The 24,440-nt window shown below is 75.7% G+C and carries 15 protein-coding genes; 9 read left to right on the top strand and 6 right to left on the bottom strand.

Annotated elements, in window-relative coordinates:
* Positions 1 to 300 precede the first annotated feature (300 nt).
* Positions 301 to 1,974: a PucR family transcriptional regulator ligand-binding domain-containing protein gene (locus tag AB0D49_RS00180; protein ID WP_362749273.1), complete on the bottom strand. Its 1,674-nt coding sequence runs from the start codon at positions 1,972 to 1,974 to the stop codon at positions 301 to 303.
* A 380-nt stretch (positions 1,975 to 2,354) separates the two neighbouring features.
* On the opposite strand from AB0D49_RS00180, the gene AB0D49_RS00175 reads away from it, so the two are divergent.
* From AB0D49_RS00175 to AB0D49_RS00155, 5 genes are all read left to right on the top strand, one after another.
* Entirely contained in the window at positions 2,355 to 3,245 is an 891-nt protein-coding gene (locus AB0D49_RS00175; protein WP_362748154.1) for an FAD binding domain-containing protein, read from the top strand.
* On the top strand, positions 3,246 to 3,815 hold the full coding sequence (locus AB0D49_RS00170; protein ID WP_362748151.1) for a (2Fe-2S)-binding protein: 570 nt from the start codon (positions 3,246 to 3,248) through the stop codon (positions 3,813 to 3,815).
* 71 nt (positions 3,816 to 3,886) lie between these two features.
* A complete protein-coding gene (locus AB0D49_RS00165; RefSeq protein ID WP_362749270.1) occupies positions 3,887 to 6,292 on the top strand; it encodes a molybdopterin cofactor-binding domain-containing protein in 2,406 nt (801 codons plus the stop codon).
* 186 nt (positions 6,293 to 6,478) lie between these two features.
* A complete protein-coding gene (locus AB0D49_RS00160) occupies positions 6,479 to 7,933 on the top strand; it encodes an NCS2 family permease (protein ID WP_362748148.1) in 1,455 nt (484 codons plus the stop codon).
* A 33-nt stretch (positions 7,934 to 7,966) separates the two neighbouring features.
* Positions 7,967 to 9,124, top strand: a complete 1,158-nt coding sequence (locus AB0D49_RS00155) for an XdhC/CoxI family protein (protein WP_362748145.1) — start codon at positions 7,967 to 7,969, stop codon at positions 9,122 to 9,124.
* Between the two features lie 22 nt (positions 9,125 to 9,146).
* On the opposite strand, the gene AB0D49_RS00150 is transcribed toward AB0D49_RS00155, so the two are convergent.
* The 4 genes from AB0D49_RS00150 to AB0D49_RS00135 form a co-directional block, all read right to left on the bottom strand.
* A complete protein-coding gene (locus AB0D49_RS00150) occupies positions 9,147 to 9,587 on the bottom strand; it encodes an SRPBCC family protein (RefSeq protein ID WP_362748142.1) in 441 nt (146 codons plus the stop codon).
* A gap of 57 nt (positions 9,588 to 9,644) precedes the next feature.
* Positions 9,645 to 10,382 (bottom strand): polysaccharide deacetylase family protein, encoded by a 738-nt coding sequence (locus tag AB0D49_RS00145; protein WP_362748139.1) that lies wholly within the window; start codon positions 10,380 to 10,382, stop codon positions 9,645 to 9,647.
* A gap of 140 nt (positions 10,383 to 10,522) precedes the next feature.
* Positions 10,523 to 11,479: a helix-turn-helix domain-containing protein gene (locus AB0D49_RS00140; protein ID WP_362748136.1), complete on the bottom strand. Its 957-nt coding sequence runs from the start codon at positions 11,477 to 11,479 to the stop codon at positions 10,523 to 10,525.
* A gap of 272 nt (positions 11,480 to 11,751) precedes the next feature.
* Positions 11,752 to 14,802 (bottom strand): AAA family ATPase, encoded by a 3,051-nt coding sequence (locus AB0D49_RS00135; RefSeq protein ID WP_362748134.1) that lies wholly within the window; start codon positions 14,800 to 14,802, stop codon positions 11,752 to 11,754.
* 281 nt (positions 14,803 to 15,083) lie between these two features.
* Here AB0D49_RS00135 and AB0D49_RS00130 point away from each other — a divergent pair, with 281 nt between their 5' ends.
* The 4 genes from AB0D49_RS00130 to AB0D49_RS00115 all read left to right on the top strand — a co-directional run bounded on the left by AB0D49_RS00130 (position 15,084) and on the right by AB0D49_RS00115 (position 20,881).
* On the top strand, positions 15,084 to 17,813 hold the full coding sequence (locus AB0D49_RS00130) for an AAA family ATPase (protein WP_362748131.1): 2,730 nt from the start codon (positions 15,084 to 15,086) through the stop codon (positions 17,811 to 17,813).
* A gap of 68 nt (positions 17,814 to 17,881) precedes the next feature.
* Positions 17,882 to 18,751 (top strand): helix-turn-helix domain-containing protein, encoded by an 870-nt coding sequence (locus AB0D49_RS00125; RefSeq protein WP_362748128.1) that lies wholly within the window; start codon positions 17,882 to 17,884, stop codon positions 18,749 to 18,751.
* 154 nt (positions 18,752 to 18,905) lie between these two features.
* Complete coding sequence (locus tag AB0D49_RS00120; protein WP_362748125.1) at positions 18,906 to 19,808, top strand: alpha/beta hydrolase; 903 nt, start codon at positions 18,906 to 18,908, stop codon at positions 19,806 to 19,808.
* Between the two features lie 257 nt (positions 19,809 to 20,065).
* Complete coding sequence (locus AB0D49_RS00115) at positions 20,066 to 20,881, top strand: alpha/beta hydrolase (protein ID WP_362749267.1); 816 nt, start codon at positions 20,066 to 20,068, stop codon at positions 20,879 to 20,881.
* On the opposite strand, the gene AB0D49_RS00110 is transcribed toward AB0D49_RS00115, so the two are convergent.
* A complete protein-coding gene (locus AB0D49_RS00110) occupies positions 20,871 to 24,095 on the bottom strand; it encodes an AAA family ATPase (RefSeq protein ID WP_362748122.1) in 3,225 nt (1,074 codons plus the stop codon). The genes AB0D49_RS00115 and AB0D49_RS00110 overlap by 11 nt on opposite strands.
* Positions 24,096 to 24,440 lie beyond the last annotated feature (345 nt).

The following is a 24,440-nucleotide window of genomic DNA, read 5'->3' as shown; positions in this document are numbered from 1 at the left end:
GAGTGAGCTGTCGGTCGTGGCGGGGGGCGGGGACGGGGCCGGGCGGTGTCGGTGTCGTGGCGGTGGGGCGGGGATGGCTGATCGGGGATGCCGGACCCCGGCGCCGTCAGGGCCGGGCCTGACCGTCGGGCCCGAACGCCGGTCCTGGACCGACAGCAGCGCCTACCTGATGTGCTCCGGCCCAACTGCCCGGCCGAAGTGTGGCCGTCAGGTCGTCGGGCCGGACCGCAGGGGGGCGACCCCGGCCCCGATCCCCGCCCCACGGCCTCCCGCAGTCGGCGCCACCCCACGCCACCCCCCTCAGCTCATCCGCAGGGCCAGGAAGAAGTCCAGCTTGTCCTCCAGGCGGGAGAGGTCCCTCGACGTCAGTTGTTCGATGCGGCCCACCCGGTAGCGGAGGGTGTTGACATGCAGGTGGAGGCGGGCGGCGCAGCGGGTCCAGGAGCCGTCGCAGGCGAGGAACGCCTCCAGCGTCGGGATCAGTTCGGCGCGATGGCGGCGGTCGTAGTCGCGCAGCGGGTCGAGCAGCCGGGCGGTGAAGGCGCGGCGGACGTCGTCCGGGACGAACGGGAGCAGCAGGACGTGCGACGCCAGCTCCTGGTGGCCGGCCGCGCACACCCGGCCCGTTCTGGCGGCGGCCACCCGGCGGGCGTGCCGGGCCTCCTCCAGCGCCCCGCGCAGCCCCTCCGCCGAGTGCACGGCGGCGCTGACGCCGAGGGTGACCCGGCCGTCCTCGTCAAGGCCGGCGGTGAGCGGCTCGCGGACCGTCGCGAGCAGTGTCTCCGCGAGGATGCCGGACTCCGAGCCGTCGTGCTCGGTGGAGACCGCCGGGAGCGGGACCAGGGCGACGGCCTCGTCGCCGGTGTGGGCGACGGCGATCCGGTCGGACGGCTCGGGCCCGGTGGCCAGCGGGTCGACGAGGATCTCCTCCAGCAGCGACTGGGCGGCCGGACCGGTCTCCGGGTCCCCGCCGTCCCACTCGACCCGGGCGACGACCACCTGCCAGTGCGGGGCGGTGCCCAGTCCCGGCAGCAGCACCGGCGCCGCGACCCGCAGCCGGGCGGCGATCTCCGCCGGGGCGGCGCCCGACTGCACCAGTTCCAGCACCTCCTGCGCCAGCCGCCGCCGTACGGTACGGGCCGCGTCGCGGCGGTCGCGTTCGACCGCGATCAGCTGGGTCACGCCGTGCACCAGGTCGAGCCGCTCCTCGGGCCAGTCCCCGGCGTCCGCCTCGACCGCCAGCAGCCAGTCCGACAGCACGGTCTCCCGGACGTCCCGCGCGGCCGGTCCGGAACGCCCGCTGCCGCGGATGGGGAACAGGGAGTACGTCGCCGTACCGGCCTGGGCGCGGTGCGGGCCGCGGCGGCCGGTGCGGGCGGCGGCAAGCTGTTCGGCCGCGAGCCGGGCGCACACCTCGGGCGTCAGGGCCGGACCGGCCTCCTTGGGGCCCGCGATCAGCCGCCCCGCCGGGGACAGCACCCAGGCCCGCAGGTCCAGGTCGGTGCCCAGCAGGTCCAGCACCACGTCGGGGCCGCCGCCCGCCGGGCCGGACGTCATCATCCGCCGGTGCCGGTCCACCACCGCCGCGAGATCCCCGGCCCGCTCGCCGGACACCTGCCGTACGACATGCTCGGTGATCGTCGCGAAGGCCACCGACTCATGGACCGCGAACAGCGGCAGCCGGTGCCGGGCGCAGGCCACCGCCAGATCGTCCGGGACATCGCCCAGCTCCGCCTCCCCGGCGGCGAGCGCGGCCACCCCGGCCTGCACCAGCAGCCGGACGAACGGCTCGGAGTCGGCCGGGTCGCGGCGCCAGGCGAGCCCCGTGAGGACCAGTTCGCCGCCGCTGAGATAGCGGCTGGGGTCGCGCAGATCGGTGGTCATCACCCCGCGCACCGCCCGGTCCAGCTCCTCCTCGCCGCCGAGCAGCCTGAGGCCCAGCGCGTCCGTGTCCAGCAGTGCGCGCAGCCGCATGTCGTCGCCGCCGTTTCCTGTCTCGAAAAGTAGGGTCATCGAAAGAGTCGAAAGAGTCGAAAGAGTCGAAAGAGTCGAAAGAGTCGGAAGAATTGAAAGAGTCGAAAGGGTCGTCGGAAAGGGTCGTGGTGTGCGGTCGAGCCCCGTGTCACCAGCGGGGAACGAAGGGGTTACCGATGGCCTCCATTCATACGAATCTACAAGATGACCGCGCTGGCCAGCCAACTCCTTCATGGTTTCGGTGACTGACCCCGGCGGAGCACGGCGCTGTGTACTTGGCCCACTCCGCGTGCACAGCACCTGAACGAGCCGGCCCGCCGTCCCCGATCTGGCTCATTTCGTACGGCCCCGTACGACCGAGACGAAGAAGAGAGCCGGTCATGGACTTCCTTCGCCCCGCCAGCTGGGAGGAGGCGCTCGCCGCGAAGGCCGAGCACCCCACCGCTGTACCGATCGCGGGCGGCACCGATGTGATGGTCGAGATCAACTTCGACCACCGGCGGCCCGAGTACCTGATGGACCTCACCCGGATCGGAGATCTCTACGAGTGGGAGACCGGGGAGGAGAGCGTGCGGCTCGGGGCCTCCGTGCCCTACAGCCGGATCATGGCGGGACTGCGGACCGAACTGCCCGGTCTCGCCCTCGCCTCGCACACCGTCGCCTCACCGCAGATCCGCAACCGCGGCGGTGTCGGCGGCAACCTCGGCACCGCCTCCCCGGCCGGTGACGCCCACCCGGCGCTGCTCGCCGCCGGAGCCGAGGTCGAGGCCGCCTCGGTGCGCGGCACCCGGCTCATCCCCATCGACGACTTCTACACCGGCGTCAAGCGCAACGCCCTCGCGCCCGACGAACTGATCCGGGCCGTGCACGTGAGGAAGGCCGACGGGCCGCAGCAGTACTCCAAGGTCGGCACCCGCAACGCCATGGTGATCGCGGTGTGCGCCTTCGGGCTCGCCCTGCACCCCGCGACCCGTACCGTCCGCACCGGCATCGGGTCCGCCGCGCCCACCCCGATCCGAGCGACGACCGCCGAGGACTTCCTGAACGCCGCGCTGGAGGAGGGCGGCCTCTGGGACAACGGGAAGGTCGTCCCCCCGTCCGTCGCCAAGGAGTTCGCCGCGCTGTGCGCCGCCGCCTGCAACCCCATCGACGACGTCCGCGGCACCGCGAGCTACCGCCGGCACGCGGTCTCGGTGATGGCCCGCCGCACCCTGACCTGGACCTGGGAGTCGTACCGCGGCGCCCGCCGCACCACCGAGGGAGCTGCGTAGATGCGCGTCAACTTCACCGTCAACGGACGCCCCCAGGAGGCCGACGACGTCTGGGAGGGCGAGTCCCTGCTGTACGTGCTGCGTGAGCGGCTCGGGCTGCCCGGCTCCAAGAACGCCTGCGAGCAGGGCGAGTGCGGCTCCTGCACGGTCCGCCTGGACGGCGTGCCGGTCTGCTCCTGCCTGGTCGCCGCCGGACAGGCCGAGGGCCGGGACGTGGTCACCGTCGAGGGGCTCGCCGACCACGCCCGGCTGCGCGCCCGGGGCGACGCCCGCGGCACCTCGCTGGACGAGGCGCGGGGCTGGCGGGCGGGCGGCACCGACTCGCAGACCGGCGAGGGCGCCGAACTCTCCCCGGTGCAGCAGGCGTTCATCGACGCTGGGGCCGTCCAGTGCGGCTTCTGCACCCCCGGGCTGCTGGTCGCCGCCGACGAGCTGCTGGAGCACCACCCCACCCCCAGCGACGCCGACATCCGCGAGGCGCTCTCCGGCAACCTCTGCCGCTGCACCGGCTACGAGAAGATCATGGACGCCGTCCGGCTCGCGGCGGCCCGGCAGACGGAGGCGCCCTGATGCCCCACACGCCCGCGAACGCGCCCATCGACACGCCCCCGAACGCGCCCATGAACACGCCGAATGCCCCCATGAACACGCCCGCCGACGTGCCCAGCGGCACGCCCACCCAGGTCACCCAGGGCTCCCCGGCCCGGACCGCCGGCGGTATCGGCGAGTCCACCCCGCGCCCCGACGGCGTCCTCAAGGTCACCGGCGAGTTCGCCTACTCCTCCGACATGTGGCACGAGGACATGCTCTGGGGCCAGATCCTGCGCTCCACCACCGCCCACGCCGAGATCCTCGCCATCGACACCGCCGAGGCCCTGGCCATGCCGGGCGTGTACGCCGTCCTCACCTACGACGACCTGCCCACGGATGTGAAGAACTACGGGCTGGAGATCCAGGACACCCCCGTCCTCGCCCACGGCAAGGTCCGCCACCACGGCGAACCCGTCGCGATCGTCGCCGCCGACCACCCGGAGACCGCCCGCCGGGCCGCCGCCAAGATCAAGGTCGACTACCGCGAACTCCCCGTCATCACCGACGAGGCGTCCGCCACCGCCCCCGGCGCGATCCTGGTCCACGAGCACCGTGACGACCACCACATCGGCCACGTCCCGCACCCCAACATCGTCCACCGGCAGCCCATCGTGCGCGGCGACGCCGCCGCGGCGGCCGGGCGGGCGGAAGTCGTCGTCCGCGGCGAGTACCACTTCGGGATGCAGGACCAGGCGTTCCTGGGACCCGAGTCCGGGCTCGCGGTGCCCGCCGAGGACGGTGGCGTCGACCTGTACGTCGCCACCCAGTGGCTGCACTCCGATCTGCGCCAGATCGCCCCCGTGCTGGGGCTGCCCGAGGACAAGGTCCGGATGACCCTGGCCGGTGTCGGCGGCGCCTTCGGTGGCCGCGAGGACCTGTCCATGCAGATCCACGCCTGTCTCCTCGCCCTGCGCACCGGCAAACCCGTGAAGATCGTCTACAACCGCTTCGAGTCGTTCTTCGGCCATGTCCACCGCCACCCCGCCAAGCTGACCTACGAGCACGGCGCCACCGCCGACGGCAGGCTCACCCATGTGAAGTGCCGGATCGTCCTCGACGGCGGCGCCTACGCCTCCGCCTCCCCGGCCGTCGTCGGCAACGCCTCCTCCCTGGGCATCGGCCCGTACGTGGTCGACGACGTGGACATCGAGGCCATCGCCCTCTACACCAACAACCCGCCCTGCGGCGCCATGCGCGGCTTCGGCGCGGTCCAGGCGTGCTTCGCCTACGAGGCCCAGATGGACAAGCTCGCCGCGCAGCTCGGCATGGACCCGGTGGAGCTTCGCCGCCGCAACGCCATGGAGCAGGGCTCGCTGCTGCCCACCGGCCAGCGCGTCGACTCCCCGGCGCCGGTCGCCGAACTCCTGCGCCGCGTCAAGGCCATGCCGCTGCCACCGGAACGCCAGTGGGAGTCCAGCGAGGGCCCCGACGTACGGCAGCTGCCCGGCGGGCTGTCCAACACCACCCACGGCGAGGGCGTCGTCCGGGGCGTCGGCTACGCGGTCGGCATCAAGAACGTCGGCTTCTCCGAGGGCTTCGACGACTACTCCACGGCCCGGGTCCGCATGGAGGTGATCGCCGGTGAGCCGGTCGCCACCGTGCACACCGCCATGGCGGAGGTCGGGCAGGGCGGGGTCACCGTGCACGCCCAGATCGCCCGCACCGAACTGGGCGTCGCCCAGGTCACCATCCAGCCCGCCGACACCCGGGTCGGCAGCGCGGGCTCCACGTCCGCCTCCCGGCAGACGTACGTCACCGGGGGCGCCGTCAAGAACGCCTGCGAACTGGTCCGGGAGAAGGTCCTCGCCCTCGGCCGCCGCCGCTTCGGCTCCTACCATCCCGCCTGGGCCACCGCCGAACTCCTGCTGGAAGGCGGCAAGGTCGTCACCGACGCCGGGGAGGTCCTGGCTGATCTGGTGGACGTCCTCGGGGCCGACGCGGTGGAGGTCGAGGAGGAGTGGCGGCACCGCCCCACCGAACCCTTCGATCTGCGCACCGGCCAGGGCAATGGCCATGTCCAGTACTCCTTCGCCGCCCATCGCGCGGTCGTCGAGGTCGACACCGAACTCGGGCTGGTGAAGGTGGTCGAACTGGCCTGCGCCCAGGACGTCGGCAAGGCCCTCAACCCGCTCTCCGTGGTCGGCCAGATCCAGGGCGGCACCACCCAAGGGCTGGGCGTGGCGGTGATGGAGGAGATCGTGGTCGACCCGAAGACCGCCAAGGTCAGGAACCCGTCGTTCACGGACTATCTGATCCCGACCATCCTCGACACCCCCACCATCCCGGTCGACGTCCTCGAACTCGCCGACGACCACGCCCCCTACGGGCTGCGCGGCATCGGCGAGGCCCCCACGCTGTCCTCCACCCCGGCGGTCCTCGCGGCGATCCGCGCGGCCACCGGACGCGAGCTGAACCGGACCCCCGTACGCCCGGAGCACCTCACGGGCCCGGAGTAACACCGCGCATCCCGCACAACCGCACACCGGTGCCGGCCGCCGTCCGCTCACGGCGACCGGCGCCCCGCTCCATCCGCCGCACCACCCGTTCGTCTCGGGCCGTCCCCCGGGTCGGGCACTTCCCAAATCCCGCAAGCCGCCGCAGGCGACCGCGGGTGCCCCTGTGAACCTTGGGAGTCAGCCCACATGACCCAGCAGTCGACAGCGCCCGGAACCGCCGAGGACGCGGGCGCCGGAACACGCGTCCCCGCCGGCCGATCCTGGCTCGACCGGTACTTCCACATATCCGACCGCGGCTCCACCCTCGCCCGCGAGGTCCGCGGCGGCGTCACCACCTTCATGGCGATGGCGTACATCCTGCTCCTCAACCCGCTGATCCTGTCCGGCGAGGACGCGGCGGGCGCCACCCTCGGACAGCGCGGCCTGATCACCGCCACCGCGTTCGCCGCCGCCCTCACCACCCTCCTCATGGGCTTCGTCGGCAAGGTGCCGCTCGCGCTGGCCGCCGGGCTCTCCGTCTCCGGCGTCCTCGCCTCCCAGGTCGCCCCCCAGATGACCTGGGGCCAGGCGATGGCGATGTGTGTGATGTACGGCGTGGTCATCATGCTGCTGGTGGTCACCGGCCTCCGCGAAATGATCATGAACGCCATCCCGCTGGCCCTGAAGCACGCCATCACCATGGGCATCGGACTGTTCATCGCCCTGATCGGCTTCTACAAGGCCGGGTTCGTGCACCGCGGCGAGTCGACTCCGGTGGTCCTCGGACCGGACGGGGAACTCGCGGGCTGGCCGGTGCTGCTGTTCGCGGTGACCCTGCTCGCCGTCTTCATGCTCCAGGCCCGTGCCGTGCCCGGCGCGATCCTGATCGGCATCATCGGCGGCACCCTGCTCGCCGTCCTGCTCGACGCCGTCGGCGTCGTCGACCCGGAGCAGTGGGCGAACGGAGCGCCCGCCCTGCACGGCAGCGCGGTGTCCATGCCGGACTTCTCGCTGTTCGGGCAGGTCGAGTTCGGCGGCTGGGGCGAGGTCGGCGCGATGACCGTCGGCATGATCGTGTTCACCCTGGTGCTGGCCGGGTTCTTCGACGCGATGGCCACGATCATCGGCGTCGGCACCGAGGCGGGCCTCGCCGACCGGGACGGCCGGATGCCGGGTCTGTCGAAGGCGCTGTTCATCGACGGCGCGGGCGGTGTGGTCGGCGGGGTGTCCGGCGCGTCCGGGCAGACCGTGTTCGTGGAGTCCGCGACCGGCGTCGGCGAGGGCGCCCGCACCGGGCTCTCCTCGGTCGTCACCGGGCTGTTCTTCGCGGCCTGTCTCTTCTTCACCCCGCTCACCGCGATCGTCCCCGGCGAGGTCGCCGCCGCCGCGCTGGTGGTGATCGGCGCCATGATGATGACGACCGCCCGGCACATCGACTGGTCCGACCGGGCCACCGCCGTCCCGGTCTTCCTGACCGTCGTGGTCATGCCGTTCACCTACTCGATCACCGCGGGCGTGGCGGCCGGTGTCGTCTCGTACACGGCCATCAAGATCGCTCAGGGGAAGGTCCGGGAGATCGGTGTCTTCATGGGGGCGCTGACGGTGGTCTTCGTGGTGTTCTTCGCCCTCAGCCCGATCGAGAGCTGGCTCGGCGTCCGCTGACCCGCGCCCGTCCGTCGAAGGAGACCGAACGACATGCTGGACATCGCCGAGGAACTCGTCCGGTGGGTCGGGCAGGGCCGTGACTTCGCCGTCGCCACCGTGGTGGCCGTCAGCGGCAGCGCCCCGCGCCGCCCCGGCGCCGCGCTCGCCGTGGACGGCGACGGCACGGCGGTCGGCTCGGTCTCCGGCGGCTGTGTGGAGGGCGCGGTCTACGACCTGTGCCGACAGGCGCTCCAGGACGGGGAGCCGGTCCTGGAGCGCTTCGGCTACAGCGACCAGGACGCCTTCGCCGTGGGGCTGACCTGCGGCGGCGTGATCGACGTCCTGGTCGTGCCGGTCCGGGCGGCGGACCCCGCCCGGCCGGTGCTGGCCGCCGCGCTCGCCGCCGCTGCGGCCGGGCAGGCGGTGGCGCTCGCCCGGATCGTCTCCGGCCCGCCCGCACTGCGCGGCCGGTCCCTGCTGGTCCGCCCCGACGGCGGGTACGACGGCGGGTACGACGGCGGATTCGGCGCCGGTGACGGCCTGGACCGTACGGCCGCCGCCGAGGCCCGCGCGCTGCTGGAGACCGGCCGCACCGGCAGCGTGCGGCTCTCGGAGGACGGCTCGCACTGCCCCGGTGGACTCACCCTGTTCGTGGAGTCGGCGGTGGAGCCGCCCCGGATGATCGTCTTCGGGGCGATCGACTTCGCGGCGGCCCTGGTGCGGACCGGGAAGTTCCTGGGCCACCGGGTCACGGTGTGCGACGCCCGCCCGGTCTTCGCCACCCGGGACCGCTTCCCCGACGCCGACGAGATCGTCGTGGACTGGCCGCACCGCTATCTGGAGTCCACCCGGGTCGACGCCCGGACCGTGCTGTGCGTCCTCACCCATGACGCCAAGTTCGACGTCCCACTCCTCACCCGCGCGCTGCGGCTGCCCGTCGCCTACGTCGGCGCCATGGGCTCCCGCCGCACCCACCTCGACCGCGTGGCCCGGCTGCGCGCGAACGGCGTCACCGACCGGGAACTCGCCCGGCTGCGCTCCCCGATCGGCCTCGACCTCGGCGCCCGCACCCCCGAGGAGACGGCGCTGTCCATCGCGGCGGAGATCGTCGCGGTACGGCGGGGCGGCAGCGGGGCCGCCCTGACCGGCGCGCACACCCCGATCCACCACGACCCGCCGACGCCCGCCCGGACCGGCTCGGTGGTCTGACCGGCGGCGCGCTCCGGTCCCGTCAGCCCTGCCGCAGCAGCCGGTTCACCTCCCGGCCGAACACCACGACGGCCGTGCGCTCGACCAAGGGGTCGGCGAGGCGCGGCAGGAAGCGGAAACCGAGCTGCTCACGCCACAGGACCCGGGTCCGGCCGCCGGGACCGGGACGGACCTCGATCTCGGCCCAGCCGCGCACCACCCGGCCGCGCTTGTCGAGGCGGCAGCGGCCGGGGGAGTCCTCGCCGGGCGGCTGCCAGAGGGTGATCTCCATCGGGTCGTCGAAGCCGACCGGGCCGACGCCGGTACGGGCCACGACGACCGTGCCCCGCCCGGTGGGCGGCGCGGTGCGCACCGACACCCGGGTGAGCGGGACGGCGGCGCCATGGCGGGGCCAGTCGGTGAGCCGGTGCCATGCCTCGGCCATCGGGAGCGGTGCCGTGCGTTCGAGCTGGAACGTGATCACGGTCGCATCCTAGGGAGCCGGGCGGAGCCGTCGGGGCGGGTGCCTACGCGGGTCGCTCTACCGGTAGACCTTTCCGGGGACCGCCTCGCCCGGGGCCAGTAGCTGGGGGACCGTCACAAAGACGTAGCCGCGCTCCTTCAGGGCGTCGATGATGCCCGGCACGGCGGGGACGGTGCCGTCGTAGAGGTCGTGCAGCAGGATGATGCCGTCCCGCTCGGTCCGGTCGAGGACCCGTCGCTGGATGAGGGCGGAGTCGGTGGTCTGGTAGTCCTTCGCGGTGACCGACCACAGCACCTCCGACAGGCCCAGCTCCGCGCAGATCCGGTGCACGGTCTCGTTCGTGCGGCCCTGTGGCGGGCGCATCAGGGTCGGGGCGCGGCCGGTGAGCCGTTCGATGGCGTCGTTGGTGCGGGTCAGTTCCTCGCGTATCTCGTCCGGTTCCAGCCGGGTCAGGACGCGGTGGGTCCAGGTGTGGCTGGCGACCTCGTGGCCCTCGTCGGCCATCCGCCGCACCAGGTCCGGATAGGTGTCGATATGCCGCTTGCCGAGCAGGAAGAAGGTCGCCGGGACCTGCTTGTCGCGCAGGATGTCCAGCAGCCGCGCGGAGTGCTCACTCGGCCCGGCGTCGAAGGTCAGGGCGACACACTTGGCGGTACGGCAGTCCACCGTGCCGAACCGCTCCGGGGCGGCGGCCGTCGCGTCGGCCCTGACCCCGCTCGGTGCCGTGGTGTCTACCTTCGCGCAGCCCGGCAGGGTCAGCGCCAGAGCGAACGCGGCGGTACTGGTCACCGCCATCCGGAACCTTCTGCCCGGTCTGTGCATCTTCGTGGTCACGCAAGCCATGCCGGGACTATACATAGCGGCTATAGAGGGGGTTCATAGTGGGGTCGCGGCAGGTCAGCCGGGGAGTGCGGGGTAGCACGGTGGGGCGGGGGCTAGCGGGTGACGGCGCGCCACTCCCGGGGGGAGAGCCCGTAAGCGGAACGGAAACGGCGGCTGAAGTGGCTGGGTCCGGCGAAGCCGCAGCGGGCGGCGACCGCGGCCACCGTCAGCGTGTCGTACCGCCGGTCCGCGAGCATCCGGCGGGCCGCCTCCAGCCGCTCCGCGATCAGCCACTGCTCCAGGCTGACGCCCGCCTCGCCCAGCACCAGATACAGCTGCCGCACCGACACCGCGTGCGCCGCCGCGATCCGCTCCGGGGTCAGATCGTGTTCGCCCAGATGGCGCCGGGCGTAGGCCAGCACCCGGGTCAGCAGGGTGTCCCGGACGGCCGAGCGCACCGCCGGGGCGGTGCTGTCCTGGGCGGCCGAGAGCAGCAGGGCGCGGACCAGTTCGGTGGTGGCGTTCGCGACCGCCGGGGCGCCCGGATCGTGCTCGAGGCGGGCCGCGTCCCGGGTCAGCGCGCGCAGATGGGCGAGGGTCAGGTCGTACAGCGGGCTGGCGCGCAGCCGGGCGGCGGCGGTGACCACGGTCCGTACCGGCAGTCCCAGCCGGTCCGCGTCGATCAGCAGGGACCGTGACGCCCCGTCGCCGTGCCAGCCGTAGACCCGCGGCACCAGCTCGTGGAAGACGGTGATGTCGTCCGGGCCGAGCAGCGTCCGGCGGCCGTCGACCTCGCTGTGGTGGACGCCCTCCGTCTGGAGGGAGACCGACACCACCGGACGGGCCCGGTGCCCGCGCACATGCCGGTCCGTGCGGTGCACCTCGAACCCCGAGGACCGCACCGCGAACAGCGAGAGCCCGCCGACCCGCCACAGCTGCATCCGGGCGTGCATGTCCGCCGACGGGTTCTCGTGGACGACGTCGTTCGGCACCGAGTCGTCGGTCAGCGCGTGATGGAACGCGTCCGCGCGCTCCTTCGGGGCCACGGTGTGAAGATCCAGCAACAGCATTCCCCCGCCTCCTCTCACCTCGTGTTCACCCGGCGGGTGTTCCGTGTCTACCGCCGCCGTGCGGGACGGGCAAGCGCCTTCGGGTGTCGGACGCCGGGTTCGTGTGTGTGTGGGGGGGCGGGCGGGTGTGTCTGGGGGTGCGGCGTCCGGTCGGTGTTCTGGGTGGGCGGGGGCGTGGGGGTGTCGGATGTGCGGTTCGTGTCTCGGGTGGGCGGGGGCGTGCGGGTGTCGGATGTGGGGTTCGTGTCCCGGGCGGGCGGGTGTCGCGGGCGTCAGACGTCCGGCTCCGGGGTCGGCGCCGGACCCTGGGCGGGCCCCTGTCCCGTACCCGGCGTGGACTCGGGTCCCGTGCCCGGCGCGGGCCGCTCTCCCGTACCCGGCGTGGGACCGTCCCCCTGTCCCGGACCTGGTGGTGTGAGGTCGGGCGCCCGTCCCGGACTCGGTGGTGTGAGGTCGGGCGCCTGTCCCGGACCCGGTGGCGTGAGGTAGGGGGCTCGTCCCGTCCCCAGTCGGTCCGCCAGTTGTGCACGGGACGTGATCCGTAGCTTCGGGTAGATGCGGTAGAGGTGGGCGCCGACCGTGCGTGGGGACACGTACAGCTGCTGGCCTATCTCCCGGTTGGACAGGCCCGACGCGGCGAGCTGGGCGATCTGCAACTCCTGCGGGGTGAGCCGCTCCCAGTCGGCCGGGCTGCGCCGGTCGCTGCCCTCGCCCGCCGACCGCAGCTCCTGGCAGGCCCGGTCGTGCCACGGCTCGGCGCCCAGCGCGGCGAACGACTCCCGGGCGATCCGCAGCGGCACCCGTGACTCCATCACCCGCCGCCTGCGGCGCAGCCACGCCCCCTGGGCCAGCAGCAACCGGGCCCGGGTGAACGGCTCCTGGGACAGATCCAGCGCGAACGCCTCCCGGAACCGGTCCTCCGCGCGGTCGTCGTCGGCCAGCAGCGCGCGGGCGAACGCCAGATCCGCGCGGACCATCCGGGCCGGGCTCGCCCCCGCGGAGACCTCCAGCGCGGCCAGCGCGGTCCGGGCCGCGGCCCGGTGCTCCTCGCTCACCGCCGCCTCCGCCAGCACCCCGATCGCCCGGGTCCGCAGAAACGGGTGGTGCGCCGGGTCCGTCGGGTCGAACACCCGCCAGACACAGCCGAACGCCTCCGCGTGCCGCCCGCCCGCCAGCGCCGTCATGCCCCGGGCGATCTGGATGAACGCCAGATTGGACGCCGTCGCCACGGACAGCCCGTGCCGCTCGGCGGCGTCCAGCGCGTCCAGCGCGCCCGGCTCGTCGCCGAGCACCGCCGCGAACTGCGCCCGCGCGATCAGCGCCCCGCTCAGCCAGCGCCGCTGCCCCGTGTCCTCGGCCAGCCGCAGCGCCTCCGCCACCCCCGGCAGCCCCGACTCCCGGTCCACCACGTGCGCCGCCGTGAACGACAGCGACACCAGCACCTGCGCCAGCAGCCCCAGCCGCCCCTGCGCGCGCAACCCGGCCGCCGCGTGCCGCAGAAAGCCCGCCGCGTGGTCGTAGGCGCCCGCCAGGGTGGCCGCCGTGCCCAGCGTCGCCGCCGCCACCACGTCGGGGACCGCGCTGCCCTCCAGCCGTTCCAGCCGTTCGATCACCGTGGCACCGCGCTCCAGCGGGGCCGCGCCCGCCAGCACGTACACCAGGTCCGGGTGGAGTGCGGGCACCGGCAGCCGCTCCGCCGCCGCGACCACCCGCTCCCGCAGCTCCCGGCCCGGGTCCGCCCACCAGCAGCGCCGGGCCGCCGCCCGCAGCAGCCGCAGCGCCAGCTCCGGGTCCCCGGCCTCCCGCGCCGTCGCGAGCAGCAGCTCCAGGCGCGGCACACCGGACGCCACGTCCGACTCCAGGCCCTCGCGCAGTAGCACCAGCCGGGCCCGCTCGGGCGCGTCCGGGCCGAGTGCGGCGGCCCGGTGCAGCAGCGCCCGCGCCCGTTCCGTGTCGCCCAGCTCCAGGGTGAGTTCGGCCGCCGCCAGCAGGCGGGTGCCCAGCCGGGGCGGGTCCGGGGTCAGCGCCACCGCCCGCTCCCGCGCGGCCAGCGCCACCGCCGGGGCGCCCCGCGCGCTCGCCCGGTCCGCCGCCGCGTCCAGCGCCCGCGCCACCGACTCGTCGGGCCGCCCGCCCGCCGCCGCCCGGTGCCAGACCTGCCGGTCCGGCTGCCCCTCCAGCACCCCCGCCAGCGCCCGGTGCGCGGCGAGCCGGTCGGCGGGCGCCACCGACTCCAGCACGGCCGAGCGGACCAGCGGATGACTGAAGCCGACCAGGCCCTGAGCGAGGGTCACCAGCCCGCTCGCCACCGCCGCGTCCAGCGCCCGCGGCCCCAGCCCGGCCCCCGTCAGCGCCTCGCCCGCCGCCAGGATCTCGGCCTCCCGGCCCTCGTCCGCCAGCGCCGCCACCAGCAGCGCGGCCCGGGTCGCGGACGGCAGCTCGGCCAGCCGGGAGGCGAAGGCCCGGCGCAGCCGGGTGGTCAGCGGGATCGCCGCCGAGGTGAGCGCCCCGGCGGCGGCACCGGGGCGGCGCAGCGCGGCCGGCAGCTCGATCAGGGCCAGCGGATTGCCCGCGGCGGCGTCCAGCACCCGGTGCCGCAGCGCCGGGTCGAGCCGCGGCTCCACCGCGTCCAGCAGCGCCTCCGCCGCCGCCCGGGACAGCGCGCCCGGCCGGATCTCCGGCAGCGTCAGCGCGTCCAGCGGCGTCGGGTGTCCCTCCCGCACCCCGGCCAGCAGCCCCAGCGGCTCCGCGCCGAGTCGCCGCGCCACGAACGCCAGGACGTCCAGCGTCGGCGCGTCCAGCCACTGGGCGTCGTCCACCACCAGCAGCACCGGCGCCTGTTCGGCGGCGTCCCCGAGCAGACTCAGCGTGGCCAGCGCGATCATGAAGAACTGGGGCGGCTCTCCCGCCGCCCCGGCCCCCGCCGCCGGGTCCGGCCCCGGGTCCGCCCCCGCCCCGGCCGCCGGGTCCGCCCCCGCCCCCGCCCCCGCCGCCGCTCCCGCCCCCAGGTCCGCCATGCCGAACGCCCCGAGCAGCGCGCCCGCCTGGGCCGCCGGGAGCCCCTTCACCCCGTCCAGCAGCGTGCGGGTGAGCTGGTGCAGCCCGGCGTACGGCAGATGGGTCTCCGCCTCCACCCCGGACGCGGTCAGCACCGTGTACCCGGCCTCCCGCGCCGACCGTACGGTCCGCTCCAGCAGCGCGGACTTCCCGATCCCGGGCGTCCCGCGCACCACCGCCGCCGCGCCGGCCGTCCGCAGCCCGGCCACGAAGGCGTCCAGCGCGCCGAGTTCAGCGTCCCGCCCGAACAGCGCCCCGCCCTCCACCTCTGCCCCCTGACCAGTGCGTATGCCGGAAAGGGCAAGTGTACGAGAGGGGTCGGGCGGGGGACGGGGCAAGCGGCGGCCCCTCTGGACGGCGTGGGGACGGGGGAGGCGGACGCCCCTCTGGACGGCGTGGGGGCGGGCACAGCACAGTCACTTCACAGTCATCGTGCGGATGTCCCGCCCCCGGCCCGCCGGGAGGGTGGGGGCGTCGTACCGGAGGTGCGGGGCGCGGGGGCGCCCCGGGGAGGACGGGTGGGGTGACGCGGGGAGGGGCCGGGCCGATGGAGCCCGCGGCACTCGGACGGGGCCCCCTGTGGGCGGTCGTACGGGACGCCCTCGGGGACGCCGGACGGCACGGGCGGGCCCTGTGGCTGCGCGGGGACGCCGGGACCGGCAAGACCGTCCTGCTGGAGCAGGCCGCGCGCTACGCCGCCACGCACGGTGTGAAGGTGCTGCGGGCCGCCGGGTCGCGGGGCGAGCGGGAGCTGCCGTTCGGGGTGCTGCACCAACTGCTGTGGGCGCTGCCCCGGGACACCGGCGCGCTGCCCGCCGCCGCCCGCGCCGCCCTCGACCGGGCCCTCGGTGGCGACCCCGGCGACCCCGGCGCCCCGTACTGCCTCGCCGCCGCCACCGCCGAACTCCTCGCCGACGCCGCCCGGACCCGGCCCGTCGCCCTGCTCGTCGACGATCTGCACTGGACCGACGACGCCAGCGCCGACGTCCTCCGGGCCGTGCAACGGCGGCTCCCCGCTCTCCCGGTGGTCCTTGTCGCCGCGCTGCGCCAGGACCCCGGCGCCGCCCGGCTCGACCCCACCGGCGCCGACATCCTCGACCTGACCCCGCTGGACGACCCCGGCGCCCGCGCCCTGCTGCGCGCCCGCCACCCCGACCTCGCCGACGCGGCCCGCGACCGGGTGCTCCAGGAGGCCGCCGGGAACCCCCTCGCCCTGGTGGAACTCCCCGCCCAGCTCACCGCGTCCGAACGCGCCGGACGGGCCCCGCTGCCCGACCACCTCCCGCTCGGTGAACGCCTCACGGCCGTCTTCACCGCCCGGCTGGCCGTCCTGCCCGCCCGGACCCGGTTCACCCTGCTGCTCAGCGCCCTCGCCGGACCGGACGGCCCGACCGCCGACGCCGTCGCCCGTGCCGCCACGGCGTCCGGCGCAACCGGCGCCCACCAGGACCTCCGGATCGCCGCACACGCCGGACTGGTCCAGCCCGATGGGCCCGGCGTACCCGCCTCCCTGGTCCGGTTCCGCCATCCCCTCGTCCGGTCCGCGCTGGTCGCCGCCGCCTCCGGGGCCGAGCGCCGCCGCGCCCACGCCGCCTGGGCCGCCGTCCTGCCCCCCGACGGGCTGGCCCAGGTCACCCACCGGGCCGCCGCCACCGCCGTCGCCGACGAACCGACCGCCGAGGCGCTGGAGCGGGCCGCGCTGCGCGCGCTGACCCGGGCCGGGGACGCCGAGGCCGCCGGGCTCCTCGTCCAGGCGGCCCGGCTGAGCGAGGACCCCGCCGCCCGGGGCCGCCGTCTCACCGCCGCCGCGAGCGCCGCCGTACGCGGTGGCCGGATCGAACTCGCCGACCGGCTGCTGGACCGCACCGACCCGCACGAGGTGCCCGCCGCCGATCTGCCCGTCCTGCATCTCACCCGGGCCCTGGTCCGGCTCCAGGCCGACGGCGACATCGGACCCGCCCTCACCCTGCTCCCCGGCGTCCTCGACACCGGCCCCGGCCCGCTCGTCCCGCGCGCCCATCTGCTGCTGCTCCTCGCCGCCGGACACAGCACCGAGCCCGATGTGTGGGCCACCGTCGCCCCCCGGCTGGCCGCCGCCCCCGCCCTCGTCCGGCTCGCGCACGACGTATGGCACGACCCCGCCCGGCGGGCGCACGCGGGCGCCGCGCGACTGGCGGCGGCCGTACGGGAGTTCACCGACGAGAGCGACGACGTCCAGGCGTGGCTGCTGCTGTGGTGCGCGGCCGGACTGGACGCCGTCGGCGACCACGCCGCTCTGTGGGAGCGGCTCGCGCGCCGCCACTCCTACCCGACCCGCTCCTTCGTCTCCGCCGCCACCGCCTACGACGACTATCTGCGCGGTCACTGGGACCGCGGCGTCGCCCACGCGCGGGCCGGTACCGCGCTCGCCCGCGCCCGCGGCTACCGCTTCACCGAGTACGTCCACCGCTGCCAGGAGGGCTATGTGCGCGCCGCGCGCGGCGAGAAGGAGGCCGTGGACGCGCTCGTCGCCGACCTGCTGCCCTGGGCCGAGGCGCGCGGCCTGGGCATGGTCGTGCTGCGGCTGCGCGGCTTCCAGGCGATGTGCGCCCTGGCCTCGGGCGACCCCGAGACGGCCTACGCGCACGCCGCCGCCGTCACCCCGCCCGGCACCCTGCCGCCCGGCGTCGCCCCGTTCCATCTGACCCTGCTCGACCTCGTCGAAGCGGCCGTGCTCACCGGGCGGACCACCGAGGCACGGCGCCACACCGCCGCCGCGCGGACCGCCGGGGCCCAGCTGATCTCACCGCACCACGCCTTCGTCCTGCTCGCCGCCGAGGCCCTCGCGGGCGACGACCTCGACACCTCCTGGACGGCGGTCTACACGGCGGACCGGGCCGCCGACTGGCCCTTCGAACTGGCCCGGGTCCGGCTGCACCACGGCATCCGGCTGCGCCGCCGGGGCCGCCGTGCCGAGGCCCGCGCCCGGCTGCGGGCCGCCCACGACACGTTCGCGGCGCTGGACGCCGGGCCCTGGACGGCCCGCGCCGCGCAGGAACTGCGGGTCTGCGACGACCCCGGGGGCGAGCCCGGCACCGCGGTCGCCGGACTCTCCCCGCAGGAGCTGCGGATCGCGGAACTCGTCGCCGACGGCCTCACCAACCGGGACATCGGCGTCCGGCTCCAGATCTCCCCCCGCACGGTCTCCAGCCACCTCTACCGGATCTATCCCAAGCTGGGCGTCACCTCCCGGGCCGCGGTCGCCCGCGCGCTCACCGAACGCGGCCGGGACGGCTGAGCCGCCGGGCCGGACCGACCCGTCAAACGACTTAACGGAGGGCGCGGCGGGCCCCGCAGGGTGGAGTCATGAGGACGCCGACCGCTCCCCTTGCTTCCCCACCGCTCGCCCGCCGCTCCGACGAGGGCCGGTGGTGCGGACCCGTGCGGGTGTTCGCCCGGGAGGGCCGCGCGGGCACGCTCGTCCGGCCCCCGGAGCCGCCGCCCGCCCCCGCCCTGTGCGTCGCCGTCCAGCCGGCCGGCGGCGCGGTCCTCACCCACGGCGGCCGGCGGTCCGTCCTCGCGCCCGGTGACGTGGTCGTGCTGGCCGCGGCCCGGCCCTGGACCCTGCGCCAGCCCCACGACTTCCGGCTCGACCTCCTCCTCGTCCCGTACGCGGTGATCGGCGCGACGGACACCGAACTCGCCGCCGTCCAGGGCGCGCACGGCACCGGCACCGGCGTCGCGGGGCTGCTCCCGCCGCTGCTGGCCGGGGTCGCCGCAGCCGCCGGGGACTGTCCGCCGCAGGTCGGCCGGGCGCTGGCCGGGGGCGTCGCCGACCTCCTCGCCCTGCTGGCCGCCGAACGGGGCGCCGCCCCCGCGTCCGCGCCGGGCGAGCGCGCGGACATGGCCCGCCGTATCCGCCAGTACGTCAACGACCACCTCCAGGACCCCGCGCTCGGCCCGGAGTCGATCGCCGCCCACCACCGGGTGTCCGTGCGGTATCTGCACAAGGCGTTCAGCGCCCAGGGCACCACTCTCAGCCGCTGGATACGCCGCCGGAGGCTGGAGGAGTGCCGCCGGGAACTCGCCCGCGCCGACACCACCGTCTCCTTCGCCGCCGTCGCCCGCCGCTGGGGCTTCACCAACGCCGCCCACTTCAGCCGCAGCTTCCGCGCGGCGTACGGGGTGTCGCCGGGGGAGTGGAGCCGGATCAGAGCGGCGGACCAGAGCGGGTGAGCGGCGGTGGTGCGCGCCTGGCACAGGGAGGTGCGCGCGGGGAGATCCGGGCACGGCGGGCCGGTCCTACGGTCACGGCACACAGCCGGAGCGGGCCGTGACCGTACACACCGGCACACATCGACACACAGCGACGAGGGAAGGGGTACCGGCCATGAGCGGACCGGGAGAAGCCGACCGCGGGGACGCGGCACGCACGGACAGCGACGGCGGGGCGGTCGGCGCGGTCGGACGGCGGACGGTCGTGGCGGCGGGCGCCGCCCTCGCCGCGGCGGCCGGGCTCGGCACCGGCCCCGCGCGGGCCGCCGACGGCGCCGCCCGGGGCGGCGGCACCGACCGGCGGCGGCCCACGATCGTGCTGGTGCACGGGGCGTTCGCCGACGGCGGGAGCTGGACGCCGGTCGTCGAACGGCTCCAGGACGCCGGGTATCCGCTGCGCGTGGTGGCCAACCCGCTGCGCGGGCTCGCCACCGACGCCGCCCAGGTCCGCGGTGTGCTCGCCGCGATCCCGGGACCGGTGGTGCTCGCCGGGCACTCGTACGGCGGTGCCGTGGTCACCGAGGCCGCGGCCGGGGCGGCGAACGTCCGGGCGCTGGTCTACATCGCCGCGTTCATGCCCGACCAGGGCGAGGTGCTCGGCGAACTCGCGGGCCGCTTCCCTGGCTCGGAGCTGACGCCCGCGCTGCGCCCCGAACCCACCACCGGGCCCGACGGCACCCCGGGCGCCGATCTCTACCTCGCCGCCGACCGCTTCCACGACGTCTTCGCCGCCGACGTCCCGCGCGCCACCACCCGGCTGCTCGCCGCCGTCCAGCGGCCCCTGTCGGCGAGCGCGTTCGCGGACCGGGCGAGCGCGGCGGCCTGGCGGACGATCCCGTCGTGGACCCTCGTCGCCACCCGCGACCGGGGCATCCCGCCCGAGCTCCAGCGGTTCCAGGCGCGGCGCGCCCGCTCCCGCACGGTCGAGACCGCCGCGTCGCATCTCGCGATGTACGGCCGCCCCCACGAGGTCACCGCCCTCATCAAGGCGGCGGCACGGTCGGTGACGGCGGACTGAGCACGCCGGGCGCCCCCGCCCGCACTCCCGATCGGCGGCACGTCCGGCACGTCCGGCACGTGCGGCATGTCCGGACGCCCGACTCCCCGACCCGCCGACCCCTGCACTCCCGAACTCCCGAACTCCCGAACTCCCGAACATCCGCACTCCCGAAGGAACCCCTCGTGTCCTCATCCCCAGAGTCCCCACAATCCCCGGCATCCCCGGCATCCCCGGAGCCCGCGTCCGACGGCCCCGCCGTCCACGACCTCCGGCAGATCGACCGGATCAACGCCGGTGACCGCACCCCCGTCGTCTTCGTGCACGGCCTGTGGCTGCTGCCCAGCAGCTGGGACCGCTGGGCGGCGGTCTTCGAGGAGGCCGGATACGCCCCGCTCACCCCGGGCTGGCCCGACGACCCCGAGACGGTCGCCGAGGCGCACGCCCACCCGGAGGTGTTCGCCGGGAAGAGCGTCGGCCAGGTCGCCGACCACTTCGCCGGACTCATCGAACGCCTGGAACGCAAGCCCGTCGTCGTCGGCCACTCCTTCGGCGGGCTGATCACCCAGATGCTCGCCGGACGCGGACTGTCCGCCGCCTCCGTCGCCATCGACCCGGCGCCGTTCCGCGGGGTGCTGCCGCTGCCGGTGTCGTCCCTGCGCGCGGCCCGCCCCGTGCTCGGCAACCCGGCCAACTTCCACCGCGCGGTCCCGCTGACGTACGACCAGTTCCGCTACTCCTTCGCCAACGCGGTGAGCGAGGCGGAGGCATGGGAGCTGTACGAGAAGTTCGCCGTCCCCGCGCCCGGCGAACCGCTGTTCCAGGCCGCCGTCGCCAACTTCAACCCCTGGACGGAGGTCAAGGTCGACACCCTGGCCGCCGGACGCGGTCCGCTGCTCATCCTGTCCGGGGAGAAGGACCACACCGTCCCGTGGGCCATCGCCCACGCCTCCTACAAGAAGCAGGCCCGCAACGAGCACGCCGTCACCGAGATCACCGAGATGGCCGGGCGGGGCCACGCGCTCACCATCGACAGCGGATGGCGGGAGGTCGCGGAGACCGCGCTGACGTTCGTCCGCCGGTTCACCGCGTGACGCGGGGCTCCCGCTCGTCGCCCCCGGCGGACCCGGCGGACCCGCTCGCGCCGAGCGCGCGGGTGAGCGCCGCCCGGGACGTGATGCCCAGCTTGGGGAACGCCTTGTAGAGATGGTCGGCGACCGTGCGCGGGGAGACCCGCAGCCGGTCGCCGATGTCCTTGTTGGTCAGCCCGTCCGCGGCGAGCCGGGCGATCCGCAGCTCCTGCGCGGTCAGCGGCTCCCGGGCCGCCGTACCGACCGCCGTGCGGGCCGTCACGGGGCGTCCCGCGGCCCGCAGTTCGGCCTCCGCCCGGTGCGCCCAGGGCGTGGCGCGCAGCGCCTGGAACGCCCGGTGCGCCTGGCCCAGCACGTCCAGCGCCGCCCCGGCCCGCTGTCCGCGGCGCAGCCAGGCGCCGTGCGCGAGCCCGAGCCGGGCCGTCCCGAACACCCACTGCCCGGCGCCGGGCACCGCGTACGCCGCCCGGAACAGGGCGTCGTCGGGGGCGTCCACGGTGGCCACGGCGGTCGCGGCGGCCAGCAGGAACGCGTGGTGCGGGGAGAGGTCCGCCATCCGGACCGCGCGGGCGGCGGCGAGATGTGCGTGCGCCTCGGCGTGCCGCCCGGTGCGGGTGGCGGCCACCACGAAGTCGAAGAACGGCAGATGGAACCAGGCGAGCCCGGTCGGCAGCACCCCCGGCGGAGTGAGCCCGGCCAGCCCGTCGTACGCCTCCTCGTCCCGTCCGTGGGCCAGCGCCGCGAGCGCCCGCAGATGGGTCAGCCGGTCCGTCACGAACGTCATCCGGGCCCGCTCCGCCACCGGCCGCACCGCCCGCTCCACCGCGCGCAGCCCGTCCTCGTCGCCGCGTCCGGCCAGGTAGTGGGCGTGGTAGAGGCGGAACAGCAGCGCGTTGCAGTGGTAGCCGAGCGCCTCGGCGGCCCGTGCCTCGCGCGGGCACACCTCCGCCTGGTCCCAGCGCCCGCGCAGAAAGTCCTGGTGGCAGCGGGCCTTGGCGAGAGTGCCCTGGGTGGCGTAGGTGTGCTGGCCGCCGAACCGCCGCCAGGGCACCGCGTCCGCGCGGTCCACCGCCATCGCCGCCCACAGCAGCAGCCAGGCCGCGCCGCCGTGCTCGTCCTCGCCGGTCCGGGCGGCCAGCTCGGACAACTCGGCCGCGACACCGTGGGCGGTGCGCGCCGGGTCGGCCCACGCCCGGTGGCACAGCCGGGCCGTCGCCGACATCCGCCCGGCGTACCGCTCCAGCGCCCGTACGCCCCGCGGGTCGCCGGTGTACGCGGTGGCCAGCAGCAGCTTGAAGTAGACCTGCTCGGCGAGCGGGTGCGGGGGGTCGTCCCGGGTCAGCGCGTCCAGCGCGGCGGGCAGCAGGGTGAACGACGACTCGAAGTCCACGTGGTGGCTCTGGTCGACGTACACCGTGGCGTAGGCGAACAGCGGGACGGCGTCCGCCGGGAGCGGGGTGCGGCGCAGCTCGTCGACCATCCCGGCGGCCCGGGGCAGCCGCCCGCCCCGGGCCGCCGCCACCGCGGCGCGGGCGAGCCGCCGGGCGCGGGCGTCGGGGTCGGTGCTCAGGGCGGCGGCGCGGTGCAGCAGCAGCGCGGCCTCGGCGTCGCCGCCGCGCCGGGCCAGCCGGTCGGCGGCCGACTGGACGCGGGCCGCGAGGGATTCGTCGGGTCCGTCGGCGGCGGCGGCCTCGTGCGCCGGGCGCCGTGGGTCGGACTCCGGGAGCGCGGCGGCCAGTTCCCGGTGCGCGGCGCGCCGCTCCGTGGCTCCGGCACGTTCGACGACCGCGCTCCGCACCAGCGGATGCCGGAACACCAGCCGCCCGGAGGAGTCCAGCCGGGCGACTCCGGCCGCCTCTATGGCATCGAGCACGGCGTCGACGCGGTGGCCCTGGCCGGGCGGGAGGGGGTGGGGGGTGGGGTTGGTGGTGTTGGTGTGGTGGGGGTCGTCGTGGTGGCCGGTGGTGTCACTGTGGTGGGAGTGGTGGTCGTCGTCCAGGTGGTCGGTGTGGTGCGGGTGGTCGTCGTGGTGGGTGGTGCCGCTGTGGTGCGGGTGGTCGTAGTCGTCCACGTGGTGGCCGTCGTGTGTCGCGCCGCCTCGGTCCGGGGGGCCGCCGTGGTGCGTCGTCTCGGGCCGGCCCGGACGGCTGCCGTGGCCCGGATGCTCGCCGTGGTGCGGGTGGTCGCCGTCGCTCAGCGGGTCGCCAGGGCGGGTGGTGTCGGGTCGGTCGGGACGGCCGTCGGGGTCGGTCGTGTCGCCCCGGTCCGGATGGTCGCCGGGGTCCGTCGCGCCGCCCCCGTCCGGGCCCGCGTCAGCGTCACCGTCGCCCTCCTCCGGTGTGCCGCGTAGCCACCGGCCCACGTGCCAGGACGCCGCGTCGCCGCCCAGGGCGGCCAGCAGGAGGAGGCGGTGTGCCGCCGGGGGCAGGGCGTCGAGGCGGCGGGTGAAGAGGTGTTCCAGCGGGGCGCCCAGCGGCAGCCCGTCCTCCGGGAGGGGATCCGTGCCCGCCGCCTGGCCCGGGTCCAGCCGGTTCGGGAGTTCGACCAGGGCCAGCGGATTGCCCGCCGCCTCCCGCAGCACCCGCTCCGCGGCCCGCGCGTCCAGCCCCGGATGGCGGCGGCGCAGCAACCGGGCCGCGTCCGCCCGTGCCAGCGCCCCGACCGGCACGGTCCGGCGGTCCGGGCTGGTGCCCTCCGGGCGGCCCGCGCTCACCATCGCCAGCGGCAGTTCACCGATCCGCCGGTGCAGAAAGGTGAACACGGCCGCGCTGGACGGGTCGACCCACTGCACATCGTCCACCAGCACCAGCAGCGGCCGGACCCGGGTCGCCCCGGCCAGCAGCGCCAGCGCCGCCCCGCCGACCAGCAGCCCGCCCGCCGCAGCGTCCGCCGCCGGGGGCTCCGACGACAGCCCCAGCGCCGCCCGCTGCCGCGCCGGGAGGGCGTCGGCGTGGGCCCGCAGCGGAGCCAGCACCTGGTGCAACGCCCCGAAGGGGACGCCCTGTTCGGCCTGCGAGCCGACCGCGCGCAGCACCGAGAACCCGCGCTCCCGGGCCTGTCCGGCGGTCCACTCCAGCAGCGCGCTCTTGCCGATGCCCGGCTCGCCCCGCAGCAGCGTCGCCGAGCCTCCTCCGGCTCCGGCCGCCGCGTCCGTGAGCACCTGCTCCAGCAGCGCGGTCTCCGGCCGCCGTCCCATCAGTTCGACGCCCTTGCCCATCGCTCTCCCGCCCCCCGCCCACCACCTGAGGCACCGTGCGGACCCCTCGCGAACACCGCCCTCCATCCTCCTGGCGCCGACGGAGCCGGTCTGGCCCCTCGGTGCAGAACCCTGGCCCCGGGGCGCAGAGATACGGCCCCCGGAACGGGCGCGTGCCGTGCCCGGACCGCCCCGTCGCGCTCTCGCGGCCGGGTGTACGCGGCGGCCCGGCGCCCACCTGACCCGGTGGCGGACGCCTGTCTCATCGGAGGACGGGTCGCCGGTCCTGCCCGGCGACAGGGCGCCCGCCTGGCCCAGTGGCGGAACGCCTGTCTCGGCCGGTGACGGGACGCCGCCTGACCCGGT

Origin of the sequence: Streptomyces sp. NPDC048290 (genome assembly GCF_040652095.1) — a bacterium.
Classification (GTDB): Bacteria; Actinomycetota; Actinomycetes; order Streptomycetales; family Streptomycetaceae; genus Streptomyces.
Note: the sequence above shows the minus strand (reverse complement) of the source record. Positions and strands in the feature narration are given on the sequence as shown.